14 protein-coding genes are annotated in these 18,882 nt (G+C 46.9%); 11 read left to right on the top strand and 3 right to left on the bottom strand.

Going from position 1 to position 18,882, the window contains the following annotated elements; translation table 11 throughout:
* The first annotated feature begins 21 nt into the window (after window positions 1-21).
* Window positions 22-2,592: a methyl-accepting chemotaxis protein gene (locus ACKX2L_RS01215; RefSeq protein WP_497552499.1), complete on the top strand. Its 2,571-nt coding sequence runs from the start codon at window positions 22-24 to the stop codon at window positions 2,590-2,592.
* 636 nt (window positions 2,593-3,228) lie between these two features.
* Here the strand turns inward: ACKX2L_RS01215 and ACKX2L_RS01210 are convergent.
* Entirely contained in the window at window positions 3,229-4,107 is an 879-nt protein-coding gene (locus ACKX2L_RS01210; RefSeq protein WP_497550802.1) for a LysR family transcriptional regulator, read from the bottom strand.
* A gap of 616 nt (window positions 4,108-4,723) precedes the next feature.
* On the opposite strand from ACKX2L_RS01210, the gene ACKX2L_RS01205 reads away from it, so the two are divergent.
* The 4 genes from ACKX2L_RS01205 (at window position 4,724) to ACKX2L_RS01190 (ending at window position 6,587) form a co-directional block, all read left to right on the top strand.
* Complete coding sequence (locus tag ACKX2L_RS01205) at window positions 4,724-5,248, top strand: CarD family transcriptional regulator (RefSeq protein ID WP_497550801.1); 525 nt, start codon at window positions 4,724-4,726, stop codon at window positions 5,246-5,248.
* A 107-nt stretch (window positions 5,249-5,355) separates the two neighbouring features.
* Window positions 5,356-5,667 (top strand): DUF3837 family protein, encoded by a 312-nt coding sequence (locus ACKX2L_RS01200; RefSeq protein WP_497552498.1) that lies wholly within the window; start codon window positions 5,356-5,358, stop codon window positions 5,665-5,667.
* A 106-nt stretch (window positions 5,668-5,773) separates the two neighbouring features.
* A complete protein-coding gene (locus ACKX2L_RS01195) occupies window positions 5,774-6,280 on the top strand; it encodes a phosphatase PAP2 family protein (RefSeq protein WP_497552497.1) in 507 nt (168 codons plus the stop codon).
* Window positions 6,281-6,287: 7 nt separating this feature from the next.
* Complete coding sequence (locus tag ACKX2L_RS01190) at window positions 6,288-6,587, top strand: hypothetical protein (protein WP_497552496.1); 300 nt, start codon at window positions 6,288-6,290, stop codon at window positions 6,585-6,587.
* Window positions 6,588-6,818: 231 nt separating this feature from the next.
* Here ACKX2L_RS01190 and guaB read toward each other — a convergent pair whose 3' ends face one another.
* Together guaB and ACKX2L_RS01180 are read right to left on the bottom strand one after the other, a co-directional pair.
* Window positions 6,819-8,276, bottom strand: a complete 1,458-nt coding sequence (gene guaB / locus ACKX2L_RS01185; protein WP_497550797.1) for an IMP dehydrogenase — start codon at window positions 8,274-8,276, stop codon at window positions 6,819-6,821.
* 235 nt (window positions 8,277-8,511) lie between these two features.
* Window positions 8,512-9,459, bottom strand: a complete 948-nt coding sequence (locus ACKX2L_RS01180; protein WP_497550796.1) for a ketopantoate reductase family protein — start codon at window positions 9,457-9,459, stop codon at window positions 8,512-8,514.
* A gap of 866 nt (window positions 9,460-10,325) precedes the next feature.
* Between ACKX2L_RS01180 and ACKX2L_RS01175 the strand changes: the two genes are divergently transcribed.
* The 6 genes from ACKX2L_RS01175 (at window position 10,326) to ileS (ending at window position 18,661) form a co-directional block, all read left to right on the top strand.
* Window positions 10,326-11,144, top strand: a complete 819-nt coding sequence (locus ACKX2L_RS01175; protein WP_497550795.1) for an enoyl-CoA hydratase-related protein — start codon at window positions 10,326-10,328, stop codon at window positions 11,142-11,144.
* A 262-nt stretch (window positions 11,145-11,406) separates the two neighbouring features.
* Window positions 11,407-12,222 carry a pyrroline-5-carboxylate reductase gene (proC, locus tag ACKX2L_RS01170; RefSeq protein ID WP_497550794.1) on the top strand — a complete coding sequence of 272 codons (816 nt, stop codon included), beginning with the start codon at window positions 11,407-11,409 and terminating at the stop codon, window positions 12,220-12,222.
* An 8-nt stretch (window positions 12,223-12,230) separates the two neighbouring features.
* Complete coding sequence (gene mutY / locus ACKX2L_RS01165; RefSeq protein WP_497550793.1) at window positions 12,231-13,316, top strand: A/G-specific adenine glycosylase; 1,086 nt, start codon at window positions 12,231-12,233, stop codon at window positions 13,314-13,316.
* Window positions 13,317-13,459: 143 nt separating this feature from the next.
* Window positions 13,460-14,482, top strand: coding sequence for a glycosyltransferase family 2 protein (locus tag ACKX2L_RS01160; protein ID WP_497552495.1), 1,023 nt, complete (start codon window positions 13,460-13,462; stop codon window positions 14,480-14,482).
* A gap of 22 nt (window positions 14,483-14,504) precedes the next feature.
* Window positions 14,505-15,029 carry a DUF4190 domain-containing protein gene (locus ACKX2L_RS01155; RefSeq protein WP_497552494.1) on the top strand — a complete coding sequence of 175 codons (525 nt, stop codon included), beginning with the start codon at window positions 14,505-14,507 and terminating at the stop codon, window positions 15,027-15,029.
* A 440-nt stretch (window positions 15,030-15,469) separates the two neighbouring features.
* Window positions 15,470-18,661 carry an isoleucine--tRNA ligase gene (gene ileS, locus ACKX2L_RS01150; protein ID WP_497550790.1) on the top strand — a complete coding sequence of 1,064 codons (3,192 nt, stop codon included), beginning with the start codon at window positions 15,470-15,472 and terminating at the stop codon, window positions 18,659-18,661.
* Window positions 18,662-18,882 lie beyond the last annotated feature (221 nt).

Raw genomic sequence — 18,882 nt, 5'->3', positions numbered from 1 at the left:
TCATATATGGAGGATCTATTCATGAAATTTAAGTCAGAAAAGACCAAAGCAGATGTAAATCAGTTGTCTGCAGGACGAAAGAAAACAAGGAAAAAGTTGAAAAACAGTCTTCGCTATACGATCAGTATGAGGATCTCCCTCACCTTTTTGATCGTGATTGTGCTTTTGATTGCTACTGCTGTCGGCATGGCCGGCAATATGATCCGGAAAGAGACGAGGCAGGGCCTGGTCGATATTTCCAGGAAAAATGCTCTGGAGATCACCAATGTCACAGCCTCTGCAATTTCCATTGCCACACCGCTGGAGGCTGGCCTGGATCAGGTGGCCCGTCAGGCTGTGACAGCAGATGACAGCAATCGGACCATTCCGAGTGAAGTCATGGAAGGAAGGATGCTCAATATGGCAGAAGAGAGGGCTGAGTCTGTCCTTTCCGCCAGTCTCTTTTCCTATTTCAAGCAAGAGAAGCAGGCTTACAGCAGCGCAGGCATCTACCTCACATCGGATTTCCCTTCTCAGGGGCTGAAGGATTACGGCATGATTGTTTCCAAAGCGCAAGTCCAGTCAGGGAAAGCCAGCGAGATTACAGGGGATGTCATCAAAAAAAATGATTATGCAAGCAAAGCGCTGAAGAGCGGCAGAATCACTTTTTCAAACCCCTATAAGAGTCAGTATTCCAAGCAGCAGACGGTAACCGGAGCTATCCCCGTGAAAATGTCTCCGGATGGAAGTGTGGGCAGGGGAGACAAGGTCATTGGCCTTGTGCTTGTCGACCTGAATGCGGATGCCTTTAAAATTGACAGTGAGGGAAGTTCCTATTCCTCTATGCTTCTGGATGTCATTAATAATAATGGTGTTGAGGTATATTCCAGTTTTGCAGATTCCATTGGAAAGAGATTCGATTCCTTTTTCGATAAAACAACCGCAAAATCCATCAATTCGGAAATGTCGATTGGCAAGGAATTCATGACAGAGACCAAAAGTGCCGGTTATCATAAAGTCAGAGCATTTAACCCGGTAAAGGTCGGAGATGAGATCTGGTGGGTTCAGACATCTATTAATTATGACGAATATGTAAAGAGTGAGAAAACGGTTGGCGTATTTATGTCAGCTCTGGCACTGGTTGCCATCCTTCTGATCTTCTTCTTGATCAGCAGACTTTTGAAGCGTACCTTACAGCCTCTGTCTGAGGTCGCAGGAGTTGCGGAAACCATGGCCAAGGGTTCCTTTGATATCTCTATGACCTACAAAAAGGATGATGAGATTGGAAGACTCAGAGATTCCATGCAGAACATGGTTGACCGACTGCGGAAGATTATTGAGGACCTGCAGAACAAGCTGGATCGTATTGCAGACGGCGATCTCGTAACAGAAGAAGAAATCAGCAGTGAAGAAGAGCAGATCTACATTGGTGAATATAGACCGATGCTGGAGTCTATCCGAATGATCACGCTGGGATTGAATGCTACGATGAATGAGATCCAAAACTCGGCAGATCAAGTGGCTGGAGGAGCAGGACAGGTTGCATCCGGAGCCCAGGCTCTGGCTCAGGGGTCTACGGAGCAGGCTTCTTCCGTAGAAGAACTTTCCACCACGATGAGCAACATCTCTGTCAAGATCAACGAGACGGCCAAGAGAGCCGAGGAGGCATCCAATCTCTCTCTGGAAGCCGGGAAAGCGGTTGCTCTGTCGAATGAAAAGATGGAAGAGATGTCAGCTGCCATGAATGATATCACAACCAAGGCAGAGGAGATCAATAAGATCATTAAGACCATTGATGATATCGCATTCCAGACCAACATTCTTGCCTTGAATGCTTCCATCGAAGCTGCCCGTGCAGGAGCAGCCGGCAAAGGATTTGCCGTAGTTGCAGATGAAGTTGGCAATCTTGCTAATAAGTCCGCTCAGGCGGCACAGTCCACCGCTGCTTTGATTCAGGATACGGTAAGATCCGTTTCAAACGGCGATGAGATCACCAGAGAAACCGCAGAATCTCTGCAGTCTGTTTCTACCGATACCAATAAGGTCATCGAATTGATCAATGAGATCACAACTGCTTCGAAGGAGCAGAGCACCGGCGTCGGTCAAATCACCAAGGGATTGGATCAGATTTCCGCTGTTGTACAGACTAACTCCGCAACAGCAGAAGAAAGCGCAGCTGCAGCGGAAGAATTGTCAGCTCAGGCGGAAAACATGCAGGCCATGGTTGGCACTTTTAAATTGACTAAGGATGCGGCTGAAGGAGCAGACCGGGAGATGGATCAAAATCCTGCTTCAGACGATCTGACTGATCCGGCTGTCACGAATGTATCGGATGCTATGGCTGCCACGGATGGTTTGGATGATCCGGCTGTCACGAATGATCCGGATGCTATGGCTGTCACGGATGGCTTGGATGATCCGGCTGTCACAAATGATTCGGATACTAGGGATCTTACGGATGGAATGGGTGGATACAACCCGGACGATCTAAAGATGAAAACGGAAGCAAATTCCGGAAAAGGTCTCGATGGATCTGTAGATGCAAATGCAGATGCTGCACAGAATGCCGACGCTGGGGCAGCAAACTGGTCTTTCTCGGATGACAAGTATTAAAGGATTACAGTGTCAACTGTCTGCTGCCAAGCATGCTTAGTGGCAAGACCAATGATTACAGTGTCAACTGCTGCCAAGCATGCTTAGCGGCAAGACCAATGATTACAGTGTCAACTGCCGCCAAGCATGTTTAGTGGCAAGACCAATGATTATAGTGTCAACTGCTGCCAAGCACGTTTAGCGGCTAGACCAATGATTACAGTGTCAACTGCTGCCAAACATGCTTAGTGGCAAGACTTATTGCACCCCCGTCATACGATATGTAGTATATAAAATGCCCTCGGCTTCAAGGTGTCTGAAGCCGGGGGCTTTGTTTTTGTTAAGCTTATGAAAGCTAAAAAGTTTTTAGCAGGACTATCGCCGGTAAATATCGTAATAGGACCGAGGTTTTGGAAATACGATAGTTTCAAACCTCCTTCCGCGAGGATTTATCATAATAGGAAGTGATCTGCATTTTTACGATAGTGAAAGCCGGGCTTTACTATCGTAATTTTGAAAAAGGGTCTGTATTACGATAATTGGCTCCGGATTGGGGCCTCGAAGGATCGGAAACTGTCGTGATTTTGAGAAAGAGTCTGTATTACGATAATAGGCCCCGGATCGAGGCCTATTTCCCTGAATTGGGTTTGTTTTCAGTCAGATCTTCCCTTCCTTCAGCATGTTCTTGATATGAGCTACCATGACAGCGGAAGCCGGGGACAGGAAGTCCGGATTCAGTGACAAAATGCCTAGAGTCCGGTGCTGTTCCGGATTCAAGGGGAAAATGTCGACCTTTCGGACAATGTTCTTGATGATCATCTCTGGCATGATCGAAATCCCTGCTCCACACTCCACCATAGCCAGTGCGGATTGGTCATCCAGAATATGGCAGTGAGCACGTACGTCCAGCTTGTAGTCAGTGAGGTAATTAATGACATCTACGTCACAGCTGTCCTGCTGAATGACAAAAGGCTGGTTTTTTAAATCTGCCGGGGTAATGGTCTTCGTTTTCTTAGGGAAATAACCCTTGGGCGTTACACAGACCAGAGGATCGTGGAAGAGCGGGATGAAGGGAAGACCGTCATCGACCGCATCACTGACGATTCCGATATCTATGACGCCATTTCTGACCCAGGCGACAACATCAGTATAAGATCCCTGATAGACATCCAGTTCAATCTGGGGATGGAGCTCAGAGAAGGATTCAATGATGGCAGGCATCCAGGCGATGCAGACCGAATTGACACAGCCGATTTTGACGGTTCCTGTCTGCAGTCCCTTCATCTGAGCTACCGTTTGTAACAGGCTGGTATTAGCCTGGACGATTTTCTGGAGATAGGGACTGATCTGCTCACCGGCACTGGTAAGCTGAACCCCATTCTTATTTCTGATAAAGAGAGGAAAGCCGATTTCCTCCTCCATGGAAGAGATGGAATGGCTGACGGCAGAGGGGGTTAAATGCAGAAGCTGAGCAGCTTTTGCAAAAGAGCCCTGTTCAATGATAGTTTGAAAAATTTCATAAGATAATAAGGTCACGATGGCTTCTCCTGTGCAGAATCATTGGATTTGACTGTAGTAATTGCATGCCCTGTCATCCATCAATTATTAATTGAGCTGAATTCATTTATAAGTTGAAATAAAAGAACTTTACCACAGAGAGACATCATAGTACAATACAATCAGACAGTCAAATGTTGAGTAATCTTTTTTCTTTTTCCGGCAGCCGCGAGGCTGCCTTTTCCTGTTTTTAGGCGTTTTTTCCTGTTTTTAGGCGTTCTTTCCTGCTTTTAGGTGTTTTTTCCTGTTTCGAAGTATCTTTTCTAGAGATCAGATGATTAGAAAGGACCCCTTCATTTATCTTTAGACTCCTTTCATTCATTTTTCATTTTTTAATCTTTTATCTTTTTCCCTGTCCTTCCGATATTCTGCTGCTCGAAAGGAAATATAATCTTGATTCTCATTTTAACACTTCAACTTAGAGAAGTCACTAGTGAAAATTTGTCATTCGAATAATTTTCTGTATCCATTGTTCCAATGGACTGGGCATATGTTTTCTGAATCTTCAGAAATTACAAACGATTCCCTTACAAAAATGGAGAAACTGTGTTATAATATAACAGAAGTATTGAATTTTGAGTAAGGAAGTGTTAATGTGAATATTTCTGAACAGAAGTACAATATTGGTGATTATGTGATGCACGAAAGTGCCGGCGTCTGCAAGGTGGGCGCGATCGAAGAGCTCGCACTTCAGGGCAAGGGCTCCGAGAAGCTCTACTATCAGCTGCTTCCGGTCTATCACAAGGACGGTCAGATCATTACGCCTGTAGAGGATAAGAATCACAGGATCCGTCCGGTGAAGTCACCTGAGGAAATGAAGGCCATCATGGAGCATGTTGGTGATCTGGATGTTGTTCAGGAAAGAAACGAGAGACAGAGACAGGAGAAATTGAAGGCAAAGATCGCAGAATTCGAGCCATCCTCTCTGGCCGGTGTTGTGAAGACGGTTTATCTCAGGAAAAAGAGCCGTCTTATGGCGGGAAAGAAGTCTATGTCTGTCGACGACCGGATCCTTCAGCAGGCGGGAGAGCGACTTTTTGAAGAGATGGCTTTCTCCATGAAGGTTGAAATTTCGGCGGTCGAGGAGCGCTTTTTCCGCGGATTGGATTCACTGTGCTGAATGATTCCTGTAAGGAAGCTTTGGCACATTCGGACATTCGGATAGAGGCGTAAGAAGAGCTTTTGACTTTCATCCGTTTGTTCTCTGACCGTCAAAGGAGATAGTACATGGTACCCTATGTTGTTAAGATGGCCGTGGATATGAAAGTATCCAAACAGGAGTCTACCCTGGTCGGGAATTACGAATATTATTATGCAGCAGGCCGCCTGGCCTCGATATTGAAAAACCAGGAACTTAGGGAGGATCTGCCCCCTCATGAGCTGGAGGCTAAAATAAGAGAAACCTTGTCTTCCTGGCAGCCGGAGACTCTGGAAGACAAATATCTGGCCTATCTTCTGGACCGGTACGAAGCAGAGGACGATTATCAGGATGATGTGAAGAAGATGTTTCAGATCGGAAAAGGAACTTTAGAGGCTTAAAGGGATCAAAAGCTTATGGGGAGACCGGAAGGAAAAAGTCAAAAGCTTATGGGGAGACCGGAAGGAAAAAAGGCAAGAGCTTATGGGAAGACCGGAAGGAAAAATGATGAGAGATTTAAGTGAAAAAACCTATCTAAGCCTTTCCGAGTCGATCCGTAAGAAAGCGTATCTCGGCACATTTTTAAATTTATTAGATAAATTGATCACATGGATCACATTCCTTTCTTATCCACTTCTTTTGGTTTATCTTTCCTTTCATCAAAGAGCATTGATGCTCCCTGAGATCACGGTTCCTGCCGTCTCTTTTTTGGCTGTAAGCCTTTTTCGAAAGCAGCTCAATGCGAAAAGACCTTATGAACTGTATCATTTCACACCGGTCATACATAAGGAAACCTTTGGCTGCAGTTTTCCGAGCAGGCATGTTTTCAGCATTTTTATGATCGCAATGGCTTTTTTCTATTATGATCATACGCTGGGGTTTGATTTTATGATCCTGGGCGGAATCCTGGCCTTGATCCGGGTCCTTGGCGGTGTCCATTTTATCAGAGACGTGCTGGCCGGAGCATGTGCGGGAATAATCTGCGGGATCGTTGGTTTTTATGTGGTATTTTGAGAAAAAAATGAAAGAAGTGACAGACAAAAGAGACCAGGCTGAAGCAGGGCAGAGACACGCAAGACTTCGCCATTTTCTGGTTTTCCTTCTGGGGATCGGCGGCACAGTGCTTGCGGTCTATGTGTCGGGTTGGGTTATGTTTCTCCACCCTCTGCTGGCCATTTACAAGGAATATAAGGCGGGAACCATGACGTTTGGAGACATCCTTAAGGTCGCCATATCCGTTGCCATGGCGACGACGGCCGGCGGTGGCATCTGGTGTGCCTTCGATATCCTGGCCAATTTCTTCCGGGATCGGGATGATTGATAAAATATAGACCATAAAGAAAAAGCTGCTGCAGACCACAGATCTGCAGCAGTTTTTTAACGAATGGTGATTGATCATCCAATGAAAAGCTTATGGATTTTCCGTTGAAAAAGTGATCAGTCGTTCAATGAAAAGCTTATGGATTTTCCGTTGAAATAGTGATCAGTCGTCCAATGAAAAGCTTATGGATCGTCCGTTGAAAAGGAGATCAGTTTTCCGTTGAAAAGGTGATCAGTCATCCGTTGAATAGTTCGGAGCTTCCTTGGTGATATGAATATCATGAGGATGAGACTCACGAAGAGCAGCGGAAGTGATCTTTAAGAACTTGCCTTTCTCCTGAAGTTCAGGAATGGTAGGAGCACCGTTATAACCCATACCGGAACGGATACCGCCAACCAGCTGGAAAATGACGTCTTCCAGAGGTCCCTTGTAAGCAACACGGCCTTCGACACCTTCCGGAACCAGTTTCTGATGACCTTCCTGGAAGTAGCGGTCTGCAGAACCCTTCTTCATGGCTGCAATGGAACCCATGCCACGGTAAACCTTATACTTACGGCCCTGGTAGAGCTCGAATTCACCGGGCGCCTCATCACAGCCTGCCAGCATGGAACCCATCATGCAGACGGAACCGCCGGCGGCCAGAGCCTTGACCATGTCACCTGAGAATTTCAGACCACCATCGGCAATGATGGGACGGCCGAATTCCTTAGCTGCCTTGTAGGCATCCATGATTGCCGTGATCTGAGGAACACCGATACCTGCAACAACACGGGTGGTACAGATGGATCCGGGTCCGATACCGATCTTTGCTGCATCAGCGCCCGCCTCGAAGAGGGCCTTGGCTCCTTCATAGGTAGCTACATTTCCGGCAATGACCTGAAGGTCCGGATAGGCTGCCTTAATGGTCTTAATGGCGGTCATGATGTTCTTGCTGTGGCCATGAGCGGAATCCAGGACAACGACATCAACATGAGCCTTGGTCAGAGCCTCGACACGATCCATCATATTGCTTGTAATACCAATTGCGGCACCGCAGAGCAGTCTGCCCTGATCATCTTTCGCAGAATTCGGATACTGGATCTGCTTTTCGATGTCCTTTATGGTGATCAGCCCGCAAAGATGTCCCATGTCATCAACGATGGGAAGCTTTTCTTTTCTGGCATTGCCAAGGATCCGCTTGGCTTCATCCAAGGTAACGCCGACCTTGGCTGTGATCAGGTTCTCAGAGGTCATGCACTCCTTGATAGGGCGGGAATAGTCTTCTTCGAATTTGAGATCGCGATTGGTAATAATGCCAACCAGTTTCTTTTCATCATCTACGATCGGAACACCGGAGATCCGGAATTTTGCCATCAGATCATCAGCATCCTGAAGGGTATTATCAGGGGAGAGATAGAAAGGATCTGTAATGACACCGTTTTCAGACCGTTTTACTTTATCCACTTCCTCTGCCTGAGCCTGAATGGACATATTCTTGTGGATGATACCAATTCCACCCTGACGAGCCATGGCAATGGCCATGCGGTGCTCAGTTACGGTGTCCATGGCAGCACTCATCATAGGAATGTTCAATTGAATGGCATTCGTAAGATGTGTGGAAAGGTCAATCATATCGGGTGTAACTTCTGAATACTGAGGTACCAGAAGCACATCATCAAATGTAATCCCTTCGCCAATTATCTGTGACATTTTTTCCTCTCTTTCTTTTTTATCTATTGTTTTGTATGAATAGTAACATTACTTATGAAAAAGAATTATATTGTATCTATACTAGCAAAAATCTGTCTTTTCTTCAATTATGGATTGCAAAACGAGGGGATGAATTGTCGGACAATCATTTCGCACGTTGGCGTAATTCAACTGCTCATATCCGTCGAGAGTCCGGGAGCCCCCTGCAATCATTTCGCGCCTTGGTGTGAGTCAACTAGTTTGCATAATCGAACTTGCCTTCATTTTTTTCTTCCAGGGCCTTGATGAAATCATAGACCACTTCGTTATAGGGCGTTGCAATTCCTAGTTCTCTTCCCATCCGGATGATCTCGCCGGAGAAAACATCCACTTCGGTCTGCCTTCCGGCACGAAGATCCTGAAGGGTGGAGTAGGCTGCACTTTTTTCGGCAACCCGGGAATTCACGGGACCGGTCAGAACCGATGAGATCGAGATTCCTTTTGCTTCTGCAATTTTAATGACCTCACTTCCAAGCCCATCTGCAATGTGCTTGAGATAGGGACTGTCTTCTAGTGCTCCGACGCCAACATCGATGACAGCTTGAGGCAGATTGGATGTCACATTGAGATAAAATTTCCCCCAGAGTTCGGAAAGAATGTCCGGGCAGAAATGGGAACGGATCGAGGTGGCGGAAAGGAAAGCAGACAGATTCGAGAGCACGGGGTTGTCCTCCTCATTGGTGAAACCGGGAATGCCGTAATAGAGCCCAAGCGTCCGCTCCGGATCAAAAATGACGGAATCTTTCGTTCGGGTTGACTGGATCTTCATGAAGGACCAGACCAGGTTCTTCGGATGAATGGTCTGCCGGATCACATCCTCTGAGTTTACGCCGTTTAATAAAGACAGAACGATCGTATGATCCTTATCGATGATTGTAGTAAGGTCAGGAAGGATGGACTCCAGTGCCCTATACTTCACGGCGACAAGGAGAAGGTCAACTCCATGCACTTCTTCGGGACGCTTTATATTTGGATAATAAGTTTTTCCGTTAATCACGATTCCGGCTTTCAGGCGCTCGGCCCGATCCCCGCTTGCGACGACGGAAAAATTCTCCTTCATCTGGTCACTCAGGCAATAGATGAAATAAGAACCGACTGCGCCGGCACCAATCAGGGCGCAGGTTCGGATGGAATTTTGTGACATGAGCTACCTCCTAATGATATGCAGTTATGAGGGAGTTTGACCCTGACGTCATTCCCCTTGACTTCATTATAAGTAGTTTAGCAGAATCTGCCCAGGAAATTCGATATAGGAAAACTTTTTAAAATGATGCGTGATTTTGGCTTGTGACATGCCTGTATGCAAGCTTTTTATTCGATATATGAAAACTTTTCAAAACGATGCTTGATTTTGGCTTGTGACGTGCTGGTATGCAGGCCTTTTATTCGATATATAAATTCTTTTCAAAATGATGCGTGTTTTTCGGGCAATTTTATAGCATGAAATTGAAAAGATTTCGTATATCGAATAATTCAATGAAAAAGAGGCTGGATTCAGGCCGGAAACACGCATGAAATTGAAAAGATTCTGCATATCGAATAATTCCACTAACAAGAGGCTTGATTCAGGCTGGAAACACGCATGATTTTGAAAAGTTTTCATATATCGAATATTACAAGTGAAAATGCACTCATGTCATATCTTGGATCACACATTCTTATAAATTCGTGGATCATCTTTAGATATCTGGCTGCCTGGTTTTCTCTTCGGGATGATCCAAAACCTATCAGAATTTTTTGAAAACGATTGACAAAATTTTAACAAAACACTATGATATATCTGTTATGAGAAGATAAGGGGAGTTATGATCTGCGATGAGATACGAGGTGATCCAACAGGAAAACCGAGGTGATCCGACAGGAGAGCAGAGGTGATCCGACAGGAGAGCAGAAGTGATCCAACAGGAAAGCCAAAGTGATCCAACAGGAAAACCGAAGGATCTAATCAAAGCGATCAAACCGCTTATCACGAAAGAGTGTATGTGTAGAATTCTTTCAGGAGGAAAAAAGATGGGAGACTATAAGAATCTGATTCTCGATGTGGAAGATGAAATTGCTGTTCTGCAGATTTCTCGTCCCAAGGCTTTGAACGCTTTAAACAGTGAGACACTGGAGGAGCTGGATCAGTGCCTGATAGAGATTGAGGGCAGGGATGATATCAAAGTCCTGATTCTGACCGGCGGTGCCTGCTTTAACAAGAAGTTGGGCGCGGACGATCCCTATCGTTCCTTCGTTGCAGGCGCAGATATTGCGGAGATGGCTTCTTTCGATGCTAAGCAGGCACGTGCCTTCGGTATGCGGGCAAGCAAGCCTTTCTTCAAACTGATGAAGATGCGCCAGGTTACCATCGCCGCAGTCAATGGATTCGCTCTTGGCGGCGGAAATGAGATCTCCATGGCTTGTGACATTCGTGTTGCATCCGAGAATGCTACTTTCGGCCAGCCGGAAACCGGCCTCGGCATCATCCCCGGTTTTGGCGGAACTCAGCGACTGGCTCGTCTGGTTGGCATGGGCCGCGCTAAGGAACTGATCTTTACCTGCGATACCATCAAGGCAGATGAAGCTTATCGGATCGGCCTTGTAAATCATGTTGTTCCCAAGGAAGAACTGATGCCGACCTGCAAAGAGATGGCAAAGAAGATTATCTCCAAGGGCTCCTATGCTGTATCCGTTGCAAAGGCTGCTATCAACAATGGCTATGATATGGATATTGAGAATGCAGTTGAGTATGAAGCAAATCTCTTCGGTGTTGTCTGCGATACCCATGATCATCGGGAAGGAATGGCTGCATTCCTCGAGAGAAGACCTGCAGATCTGAATGATTTCTGATTGTAAAATGTAGACCAGGATTCCATGTAAAATGCAGACCCGGGTTCCATGTAAAATGTAGACCAGGATTTCATAAGTATGGTTACAGTGTCAATTGACACCATATCATAAAGATTTATAGAAACCAGAGGATTTGTCTTGAAAAAGATTCGAATCTTCTGGTTTCTTTTCTGTGGATTCCTGTATACTGATAACAGAAACTTGTGACAACAAATCATGCGAAAAACAGAAATCATACGTCAATAGAAAGGGAGCATTTGATATGGGTAAGAAATACAGAATCGGTTTTGTTGGCTGTGGAAATATGGGATCTGCAATCTTAAAGGGGATCCTCGCAGCAGGGCTGGCTGATCCGGATGAGGTCATTGCTTCCTGCCATACGGAAAAGTCGAAGAAAAGGCTGGAAGATACCTATGGGATCACGGCAACCAATCAGAATAAAGAAGCCGTTCAGGCCGATGTTGTTTTTCTTGCAGTGAAACCGAATAAGCTGGAAGAAGTAGCAATGGAGATCCGGGAGGAACTTTCGCCGGAAACATTACTGATTTCTGTCGTAGCTGCAAAGTCGGTCGATGTCTTAGAGAGTCTCTTCCGGACGCCTGCTTTGGATGGAAAGCTTCAATTGGCTCGGACCATGCCAAATACACCGGCTCTTGTCGGTGAAGCGATGACGGCTATAACTCCCGGTCACTTCCTTTCAGAAGATCGCTTGCAGTATGTCTGCCGGCTCTTCTCCAGCTTCGGCCAGGCAGAGGTCGTTCCGGAGAGTCTGATGGATTGTGTGACCGGTGTCAGCGGTTCCTCTCCGGCTTTCATCTATATCCTGATCGAAGCCATGGCGGACAGCGCTGTAAAGGAAGGTATGCCGAGACAGCAGGCTTATAAGTTTGCAGCTCAGACCGTACTCGGTTCTGCCAAGATGGTCCTTATGACAGGGGAGCATCCCGGAGCCCTGAAAGATGCCGTCTGCTCTCCCGGAGGCACTACGATTGCAGGTGTGACCAAGCTGGAAGAGACTGGCTTCCGCCATTCCATTGAAGCAGCTGTCGAAGCCAGCATTGAAAAGTCAAGAGGTTGATTTACACTATGGTCTACATTTCCCTCTTAGAACCGCTGGTGGACTGGTACAAAAAGGGCCACAGGGATCTGCCATGGAGACGGACCAGGGACCCTTATCGGATCTGGATCTCTGAAATCATGCTGCAGCAGACCCGGGTGGAGGCTGTGATCCCCTATTATGAGCGCTTTTTAAAGAACCTGCCTACGATCCGCGATCTGGCGGAATGTCCGGAGGATAAGCTTTTAAAACTGTGGGAGGGCTTGGGCTACTACAGCCGGGTTCGAAACCTTCAGAAAGCGGCGAGAGTGATCGAGGAAAAATTCGGCGGGGCCATGCCGAAGGATCATGATGCGATCTTGTCTCTTCCAGGGATCGGGCCTTATACGGCAGGCGCTATTTCTTCGATTGCTTTTGATCTGCCATACAGCGCAGTCGATGGAAATGCTCTTCGTATTCTGACCCGGGTCCTTTGTGATGACAGGAATATCGGAGATGAAAAGACAAAAAAATCGATCATGCAGGACATGGACGAGGCAATTCAGAGCCGGACCTGGAATTTTTCGCCCGGGGATCTGAATCAGGCTATGATGGAGCTTGGGGCGACGGTCTGCCTCCCCAATGGGGAACCGAAATGTGAGATCTGCCCCTGGAAAGAGGTCTGCCTGTCAAGAAGCCGGGGGACCTGGCAGGATTATCCGGTGAAAACGAAGGCCAAGGCCAGACGAATCGAAGAGCGGACCATCCTTTTGATCCGTGATGGAGACCGGGTCCTCTTAAAGAAACGTCCGAAAAAGGGCCTTTTGGCAGGGCTCTATGAATTCCCTGGCCTGGAGGGATATGTAAGTGAAAAAGAGGCCTTGCATTATGCGAAACAGCTTGGCCTGGACCCCTTGTTTATTGAGAAGGGTCGGGAGGCAAAGCATATCTTCTCCCATGTCGAATGGCATATGAGGTCTTTCCTGATCCGGGTAGCTTCTGTGGATGTCGATAAGAAGAAAGAAGAGTCCTGGCTTCTGGCGGAACTGGACCAGGCAAGGGATATTTATGCGATACCAAGCGCTTTTAAGGCTTATACAGAATTTCTGTGGGGAGGAAGCAATTCTTTTCGGTAAAAAGTACATTGAAATCAGGATCTGTCAGATAGACAATAAAAATCACGTCTGAACCGGATTTTGAACAAGATTTACGACATCTTTATAGATTTTTAAGAATCTTTATGTATAATAGTGGGAGTCTGGAAAAGGGAGATTTACTTATGAAATTAATCAGTTTTGCAATACCTTGCTATAATTCGGAAGCCTATATGAGAAAGTGCATTGAATCCATCCTTCCGGGTGGAGAAGATGTCGAGATCCTTATCATTGATGACGGATCCAAGGACGCTACGGCAGAGATCGCAGACGAATACCAAAAGAAGTATCCGACCATCTGCAGGGCCATCCATCAGGAAAACGGAGGCCATGGCGAAGCTGTCAACACAGGACTTAAGAACGCGACCGGTCTATATTTCAAAGTCGTGGATTCGGATGACTGGCTGGATTCCTATGCCTATCAAAAGGTCCGGGAAAAACTTCATGAACTTGTGGATAAGAAGACCCCGGTGGATATGTTCCTTACGAACTATGTCTATGAGAAGCCATCGGAAAATCATGAACGCCGCATGATCTATCACCACATGCTGCCGGAGAATGAAATTATCGGCTGGGATGGCTTGAAACGGGTCATCAAGGGTAATGTCATCCTCATGCATTCCGTGACTTATCGGACCGAAATGCTGAAAGCTTCCGGCCTGGTTCTGCCCAAGCATACTTTCTATGTGGATAATCTCTTCGTATTTGAACCGCTTCCCTATGTGAAGACCATGTATTATCTGGATGTGGATTATTATCGCTATCTGATCGGAAGAGAGGGGCAGTCGGTGGCTGAGCAGACCATGATCCGCCGGATCGACCAGCAGCTTGCTGTCAACTATCGCATGGTCGATTACTTCTGCGCCCATGACAAGGAGATCACAGAGCCCATGCTTCGGAAGTATATGCTGTCCTATCTCGAGATGATCACGGTAGTATCCTCCAGCCTGGGCTATGTTTCCAAGGATCCGGAGATTTTCGAGAAGATCCATAAGCTTTGGAAATATATCAAGGCAAAGAATCCAAGTGTATACCGCCGTCTGCGCTATGGTGTTCTCGGTTTTTCCATGAATATTCCGGGAAAATTCGGCCGTGGATTTGCCAGACGTTCTTATCACCTTGCCCAGCGCTTTGTCGGATTCAACTAAGATCAGGATAGGATAGGAACTTATGGATAATAATTTCGGAAATTTTAACGGGAATCCCAATGGGAACTTCAATGGGAATCCCAATGGGAATTTCAATGGGAATCCCAATGGGAACTTCAATGGAAATGCCAATGGAAACTTCAACGGGAATCCCAATGGGAATCCTAATGGGAATTTCAATGGGAATCCATGGCCCAATGGAAACCAGTGGCAGAATGTCCGCCCGTATGCAGAAGTCTGGGACAATAAGAAGGGGATCATTTCCATGATTCTTGGCATCCTCTCGGTCACTTTCTTCTGGATGATCCTGCCATCCCTGGCTTTTGCCATTGCAGCATTGATCCTGGGGATCAGCCAGCTGAACAAGAATAAGAGATGCGGTGTCCACAAACAGAAAGGCATGGCCGTCCTTGGCATAGCACTATCTCTTTTGACCTTTGTCATGATCATTCTCCTTTTTGTTTTGATTGGAATCGGGACGGCAAGAAATGGTGATCTGATTTATCGGGAGATTTTGAAACTGGATCATTCTTCCGAGCTCTTGTAAGGTGGAAAAGCTTTTGACCTCCATATTGACAAGAATTATGAATGTGGGTATAATTTCTCACGTTGGCGGTGAAGACTTTTCAAGCACCGCTCAGGGTTCGGTCTTTCTTTGATGACCGGATCTGTTTTGAATTCCATACGAAAAGCTTTGACGAAGACAGTAGGTCTGCAGGCGAAAGCAAAAGCGAGCCGGGTATGGTGAGAGCCGGTGCCATTAGCAGCAGATTGAAGATCCCTTCCGAGCCTCGACCTGAACGCCAGCCCCCGGGCCGGTCAGTAAGGAAGACGGATTCTTCCCGTTACGAAGAGCATGAATATTGCCAGGTTCTGGTCAAGTTCACGACACATAGGTGGTTATAAGCAGATGCCCTCTGTCCTATGCGGATAGAGGGCGTTTTTTCTTGCCGGAGATCCTTCCGGCAGAGCTTAAAGGAGGAATACATGTACAAGAAAGTTGACTCTTCCATGAATTTCGTTGACCGGGAACATGAGGTCATCGATTTCTGGAACAAGGAAGACATTTTCAAGAAATCCATGGATTCGAGGAAGAAGGGAGAGACTTATACCTTCTATGACGGTCCCCCTACTGCCAATGGAAAGCCTCATATCGGTCATGTTCTGACCCGTGTCATTAAGGATATGATCCCACGTTATCAGACCATGAAAGGCCATTATGTTCCCCGTAAGGCCGGCTGGGATACCCACGGTCTGCCGGTTGAGATCGGTGTTGAGAAGGAGCTCGGTCTCGATGGCAAGGAACAGATCGAAGCCTACGGCATGGAGCCTTTTATCAAGAAGTGTAAGGAATCCGTCTGGAAATACAAGGGCATGTGGGAGCAATTCTCCGATCAGGTCGGTTTCTGGGCTGACATGGAGCATCCCTATATCACTTATGATGATAACTTTATTGAATCCGAATGGTGGGCTCTGAAGGAGATCTGGAATAAGAAGCTTCTTTATAAGGGCTTTAAAGTGGTTCCTTATTGCCCTCGCTGCGGTACCCCTCTGTCTGCTCAGGAAGTTGCCCAAGGCTATAAGACCGTCAAGGAACGGTCAGCCATCGTCCGCTTTAAGGTAAAGGACGAGGATGCCTACATCCTGGCCTGGACCACGACTCCCTGGACCCTGCCTTCCAATACCGCCCTTTGCGTGAATCCGAATGAGACTTATGTAAAGGTAAAGGCAGCCGACGGTTATACCTATTATATTGCAGAAGCCCTCGCATCGAAGGTGCTTTCTCCTCTGGCCAAAGAAGGAGAAAAGGCTTATGAAGTTCTGGAAAGCTATATCGGTAAGGACCTCGAGGGCAAGGAATACGAACCCCTCTACGATTTCACGGCACAGGCCGCTTTGAAGGCGCATAAGAAGGCGCACTACGTTTTGTCTGATACCTATGTCACTATGACAGATGGTACCGGAATCGTTCATATTGCTCCGGCTTTCGGTGAAGACGATGCCCGGATCGGCCGTGAGTGGGATCTGCCTCTGATCCAGCTCGTGGATGCAGAAGGCAAATTAAAGGCAGAGACCGGTAAATTCGCCGGTATGCGCTGCAAGCCGACCCAGAAGGAGATCGATAAGGGCGCCATCAGTGCGGATCCGGAAGTCTTAAAGGATCTGGATGAGAGAAAGCTTCTCTTTGCAGCTCCTAAGTTCGAGCATGACTATCCTCACTGCTGGCGTTGTGATACACCGCTCATCTATTATGCAAGAGAGTCCTGGTTCATTAAGATGACGGAAGTCAAGGATGAACTGGTTGCCAACAATAAGACCGTAAACTGGATCCCCAAGGGAATCGGGGAAGGCCGTTTCGGAAAGTGGCTGGAGAATGTTCAGGACTGGGGCATCTCTCGTGACCGTTACTGGGGTACTCCTTTAAATATCTGGCAGTGTGAGGACTGTGGTTATCAGGAATCCATCGGTTCCAGAGAAGAATTAAAGGAGAAGACCGGCCGTGAGGATGCATTGACTGTTGAACTTCACCGCCCTTACATCGATGCCTTTACCTACAAGTGCCCGCACTGTGGCAAGACCATGAGAAGAGTACCCGAGGTCATTGACTGCTGGTTCGATTCCGGTGCCATGCCTTTTGCCCAGCATCATTATCCTTTTGAAAATAAGGACCTCTTTGAACAGCAGTTCCCGGCACAGTTTATCTCCGAGGCTGTCGATCAGACCCGTGGCTGGTTCTATTCTCTGATGGCAGAGTCTACGATCCTTTTCCATAAGGCTCCTTATCAGAATGTCATCGTTCTTGGCCATGTACAGGATGAGAACGGGCAGAAGATGAGTAAGTCCAAGGGGAATGCCGTAGATCCTATGGAGGCTCTGAACAAGTTCGGCGCAGATGCCATTCGCTGGTATTTCTATACGAATTCCCAGCCCTGGCTTCCGAATAAGTTCCATGAGAAGGCCGTTGTGGAAGGACAGAGAAAATTCCTGTCCACCCTGTGGAATACCTATGCTTTCTTTGTTCTCTATGCCAATATCGATAACTTCGATGCAACAAAGTACAGCCTGGATTATGACAAGCTCTCCGTTATGGACCGCTGGATCATCTCCCGCCTCAATACGGCTATTAAGACGACAGACAACTGCTTAGGAAATTATAAGATCCCGGAGGCCGCTTCGGCTCTGTCTACATTTGTCGATGAATTAAGTAACTGGTATGTCCGCCGGTCCAGAGAGCGTTTCTGGGCAAAGGGCATGGAGCAGGATAAAATCAATGCTTATATGACCCTCTGGACTTCTCTGGTTTCGATCTCCAAGGCTGCAGCGCCTATGATCCCCTTCATGACAGAGGAGATCTATCAGAATCTGGTTCGCTCCATTGATAAGAATGCGCCGGAGTCCATTCATCTCTGTGATTATCCGACGGTAAACGAAGACCATATCCAGCCGGAACTCGAAAGCGAGATGGATGAAGTTCTGAAGATCAAGGTTTTAGGTTCTGCCTGCCGGAATGAAGCCAATGTAAAGAACCGTCAGCCGATCGGCACCATGTATGTGAAGGCTGAGAAGGCACTGGATGACAGCTTTACGGCGATCCTTAAGGATGAATTGAATGTGAAGAAGGTGGTCTTCACGGATGATGTGGAGAACTTTACCACCTATACTTTCAAGCCCCAGCTTCGGACGGTCGGACCCAAATATGGCAAGTTCCTCGGTAAGATCCAGGCGGCCTTGAAGGAGCTGGATGGAAACAAGGCTATGGCAGAACTGAAGGCGAATGGAGCTTTGACCTTCCCTGAAATCGACCCTTCGATCGAACTCAAAGAGGAGGATCTTCTTATCACCATGACCCAGCAGGAAGGCTATCTGACCCAGCAGGACAACGGCATTACCGTTGTGATGGACATGAATCTGACACCGGATCTGATCGAAGAAGGATTTGCCCGTGAGATCATTTCCAAAATACAGACCATGCGTAAGGAAGCCGGATTCGAAGTGATGGATCATATCCGGATCGGTTATGAAGGAAATGACAAGATCAAGAAGGTCTTTGAGAAGCGGAAAGACTTCATTTCCAATGAAACGCTTTGCGATGAGATCACAGATTCTCTTGGCCAGGGCTATCAGAAGGACTGGAATATCAATGGAGAAGATGTGAAACTATCGGTTGGGAAACTGTAATGTTTTGGCCGTTTGGAATTCTCTGCTAAAAGAAAAGTTATGAAGAGGACCTCCGATGAAAATCGGAGGCCTTTTTTTGCATTGATAAGAATCGGAGGCCCTTTTTTGCATCGATGAAAATCGGAGGCCCTTTTTGCATCGATAAACATCGGAGGCCCTTTTTTGCATCGATAAAATCTGCCTGGGCTTCTGAAATTCAAGTGTAATTCATGTGGAATTCA

Origin of the sequence: Porcibacter vitabionis, from assembly GCF_046263795.1 — a bacterium.
Classification (GTDB): domain Bacteria; phylum Bacillota; class Clostridia; order Lachnospirales; family Lachnospiraceae; genus Lachnocurva.
The sequence above is the reverse complement of the archived record's forward strand: the minus strand, read 5'-3'. Positions and strand labels throughout refer to the sequence as shown.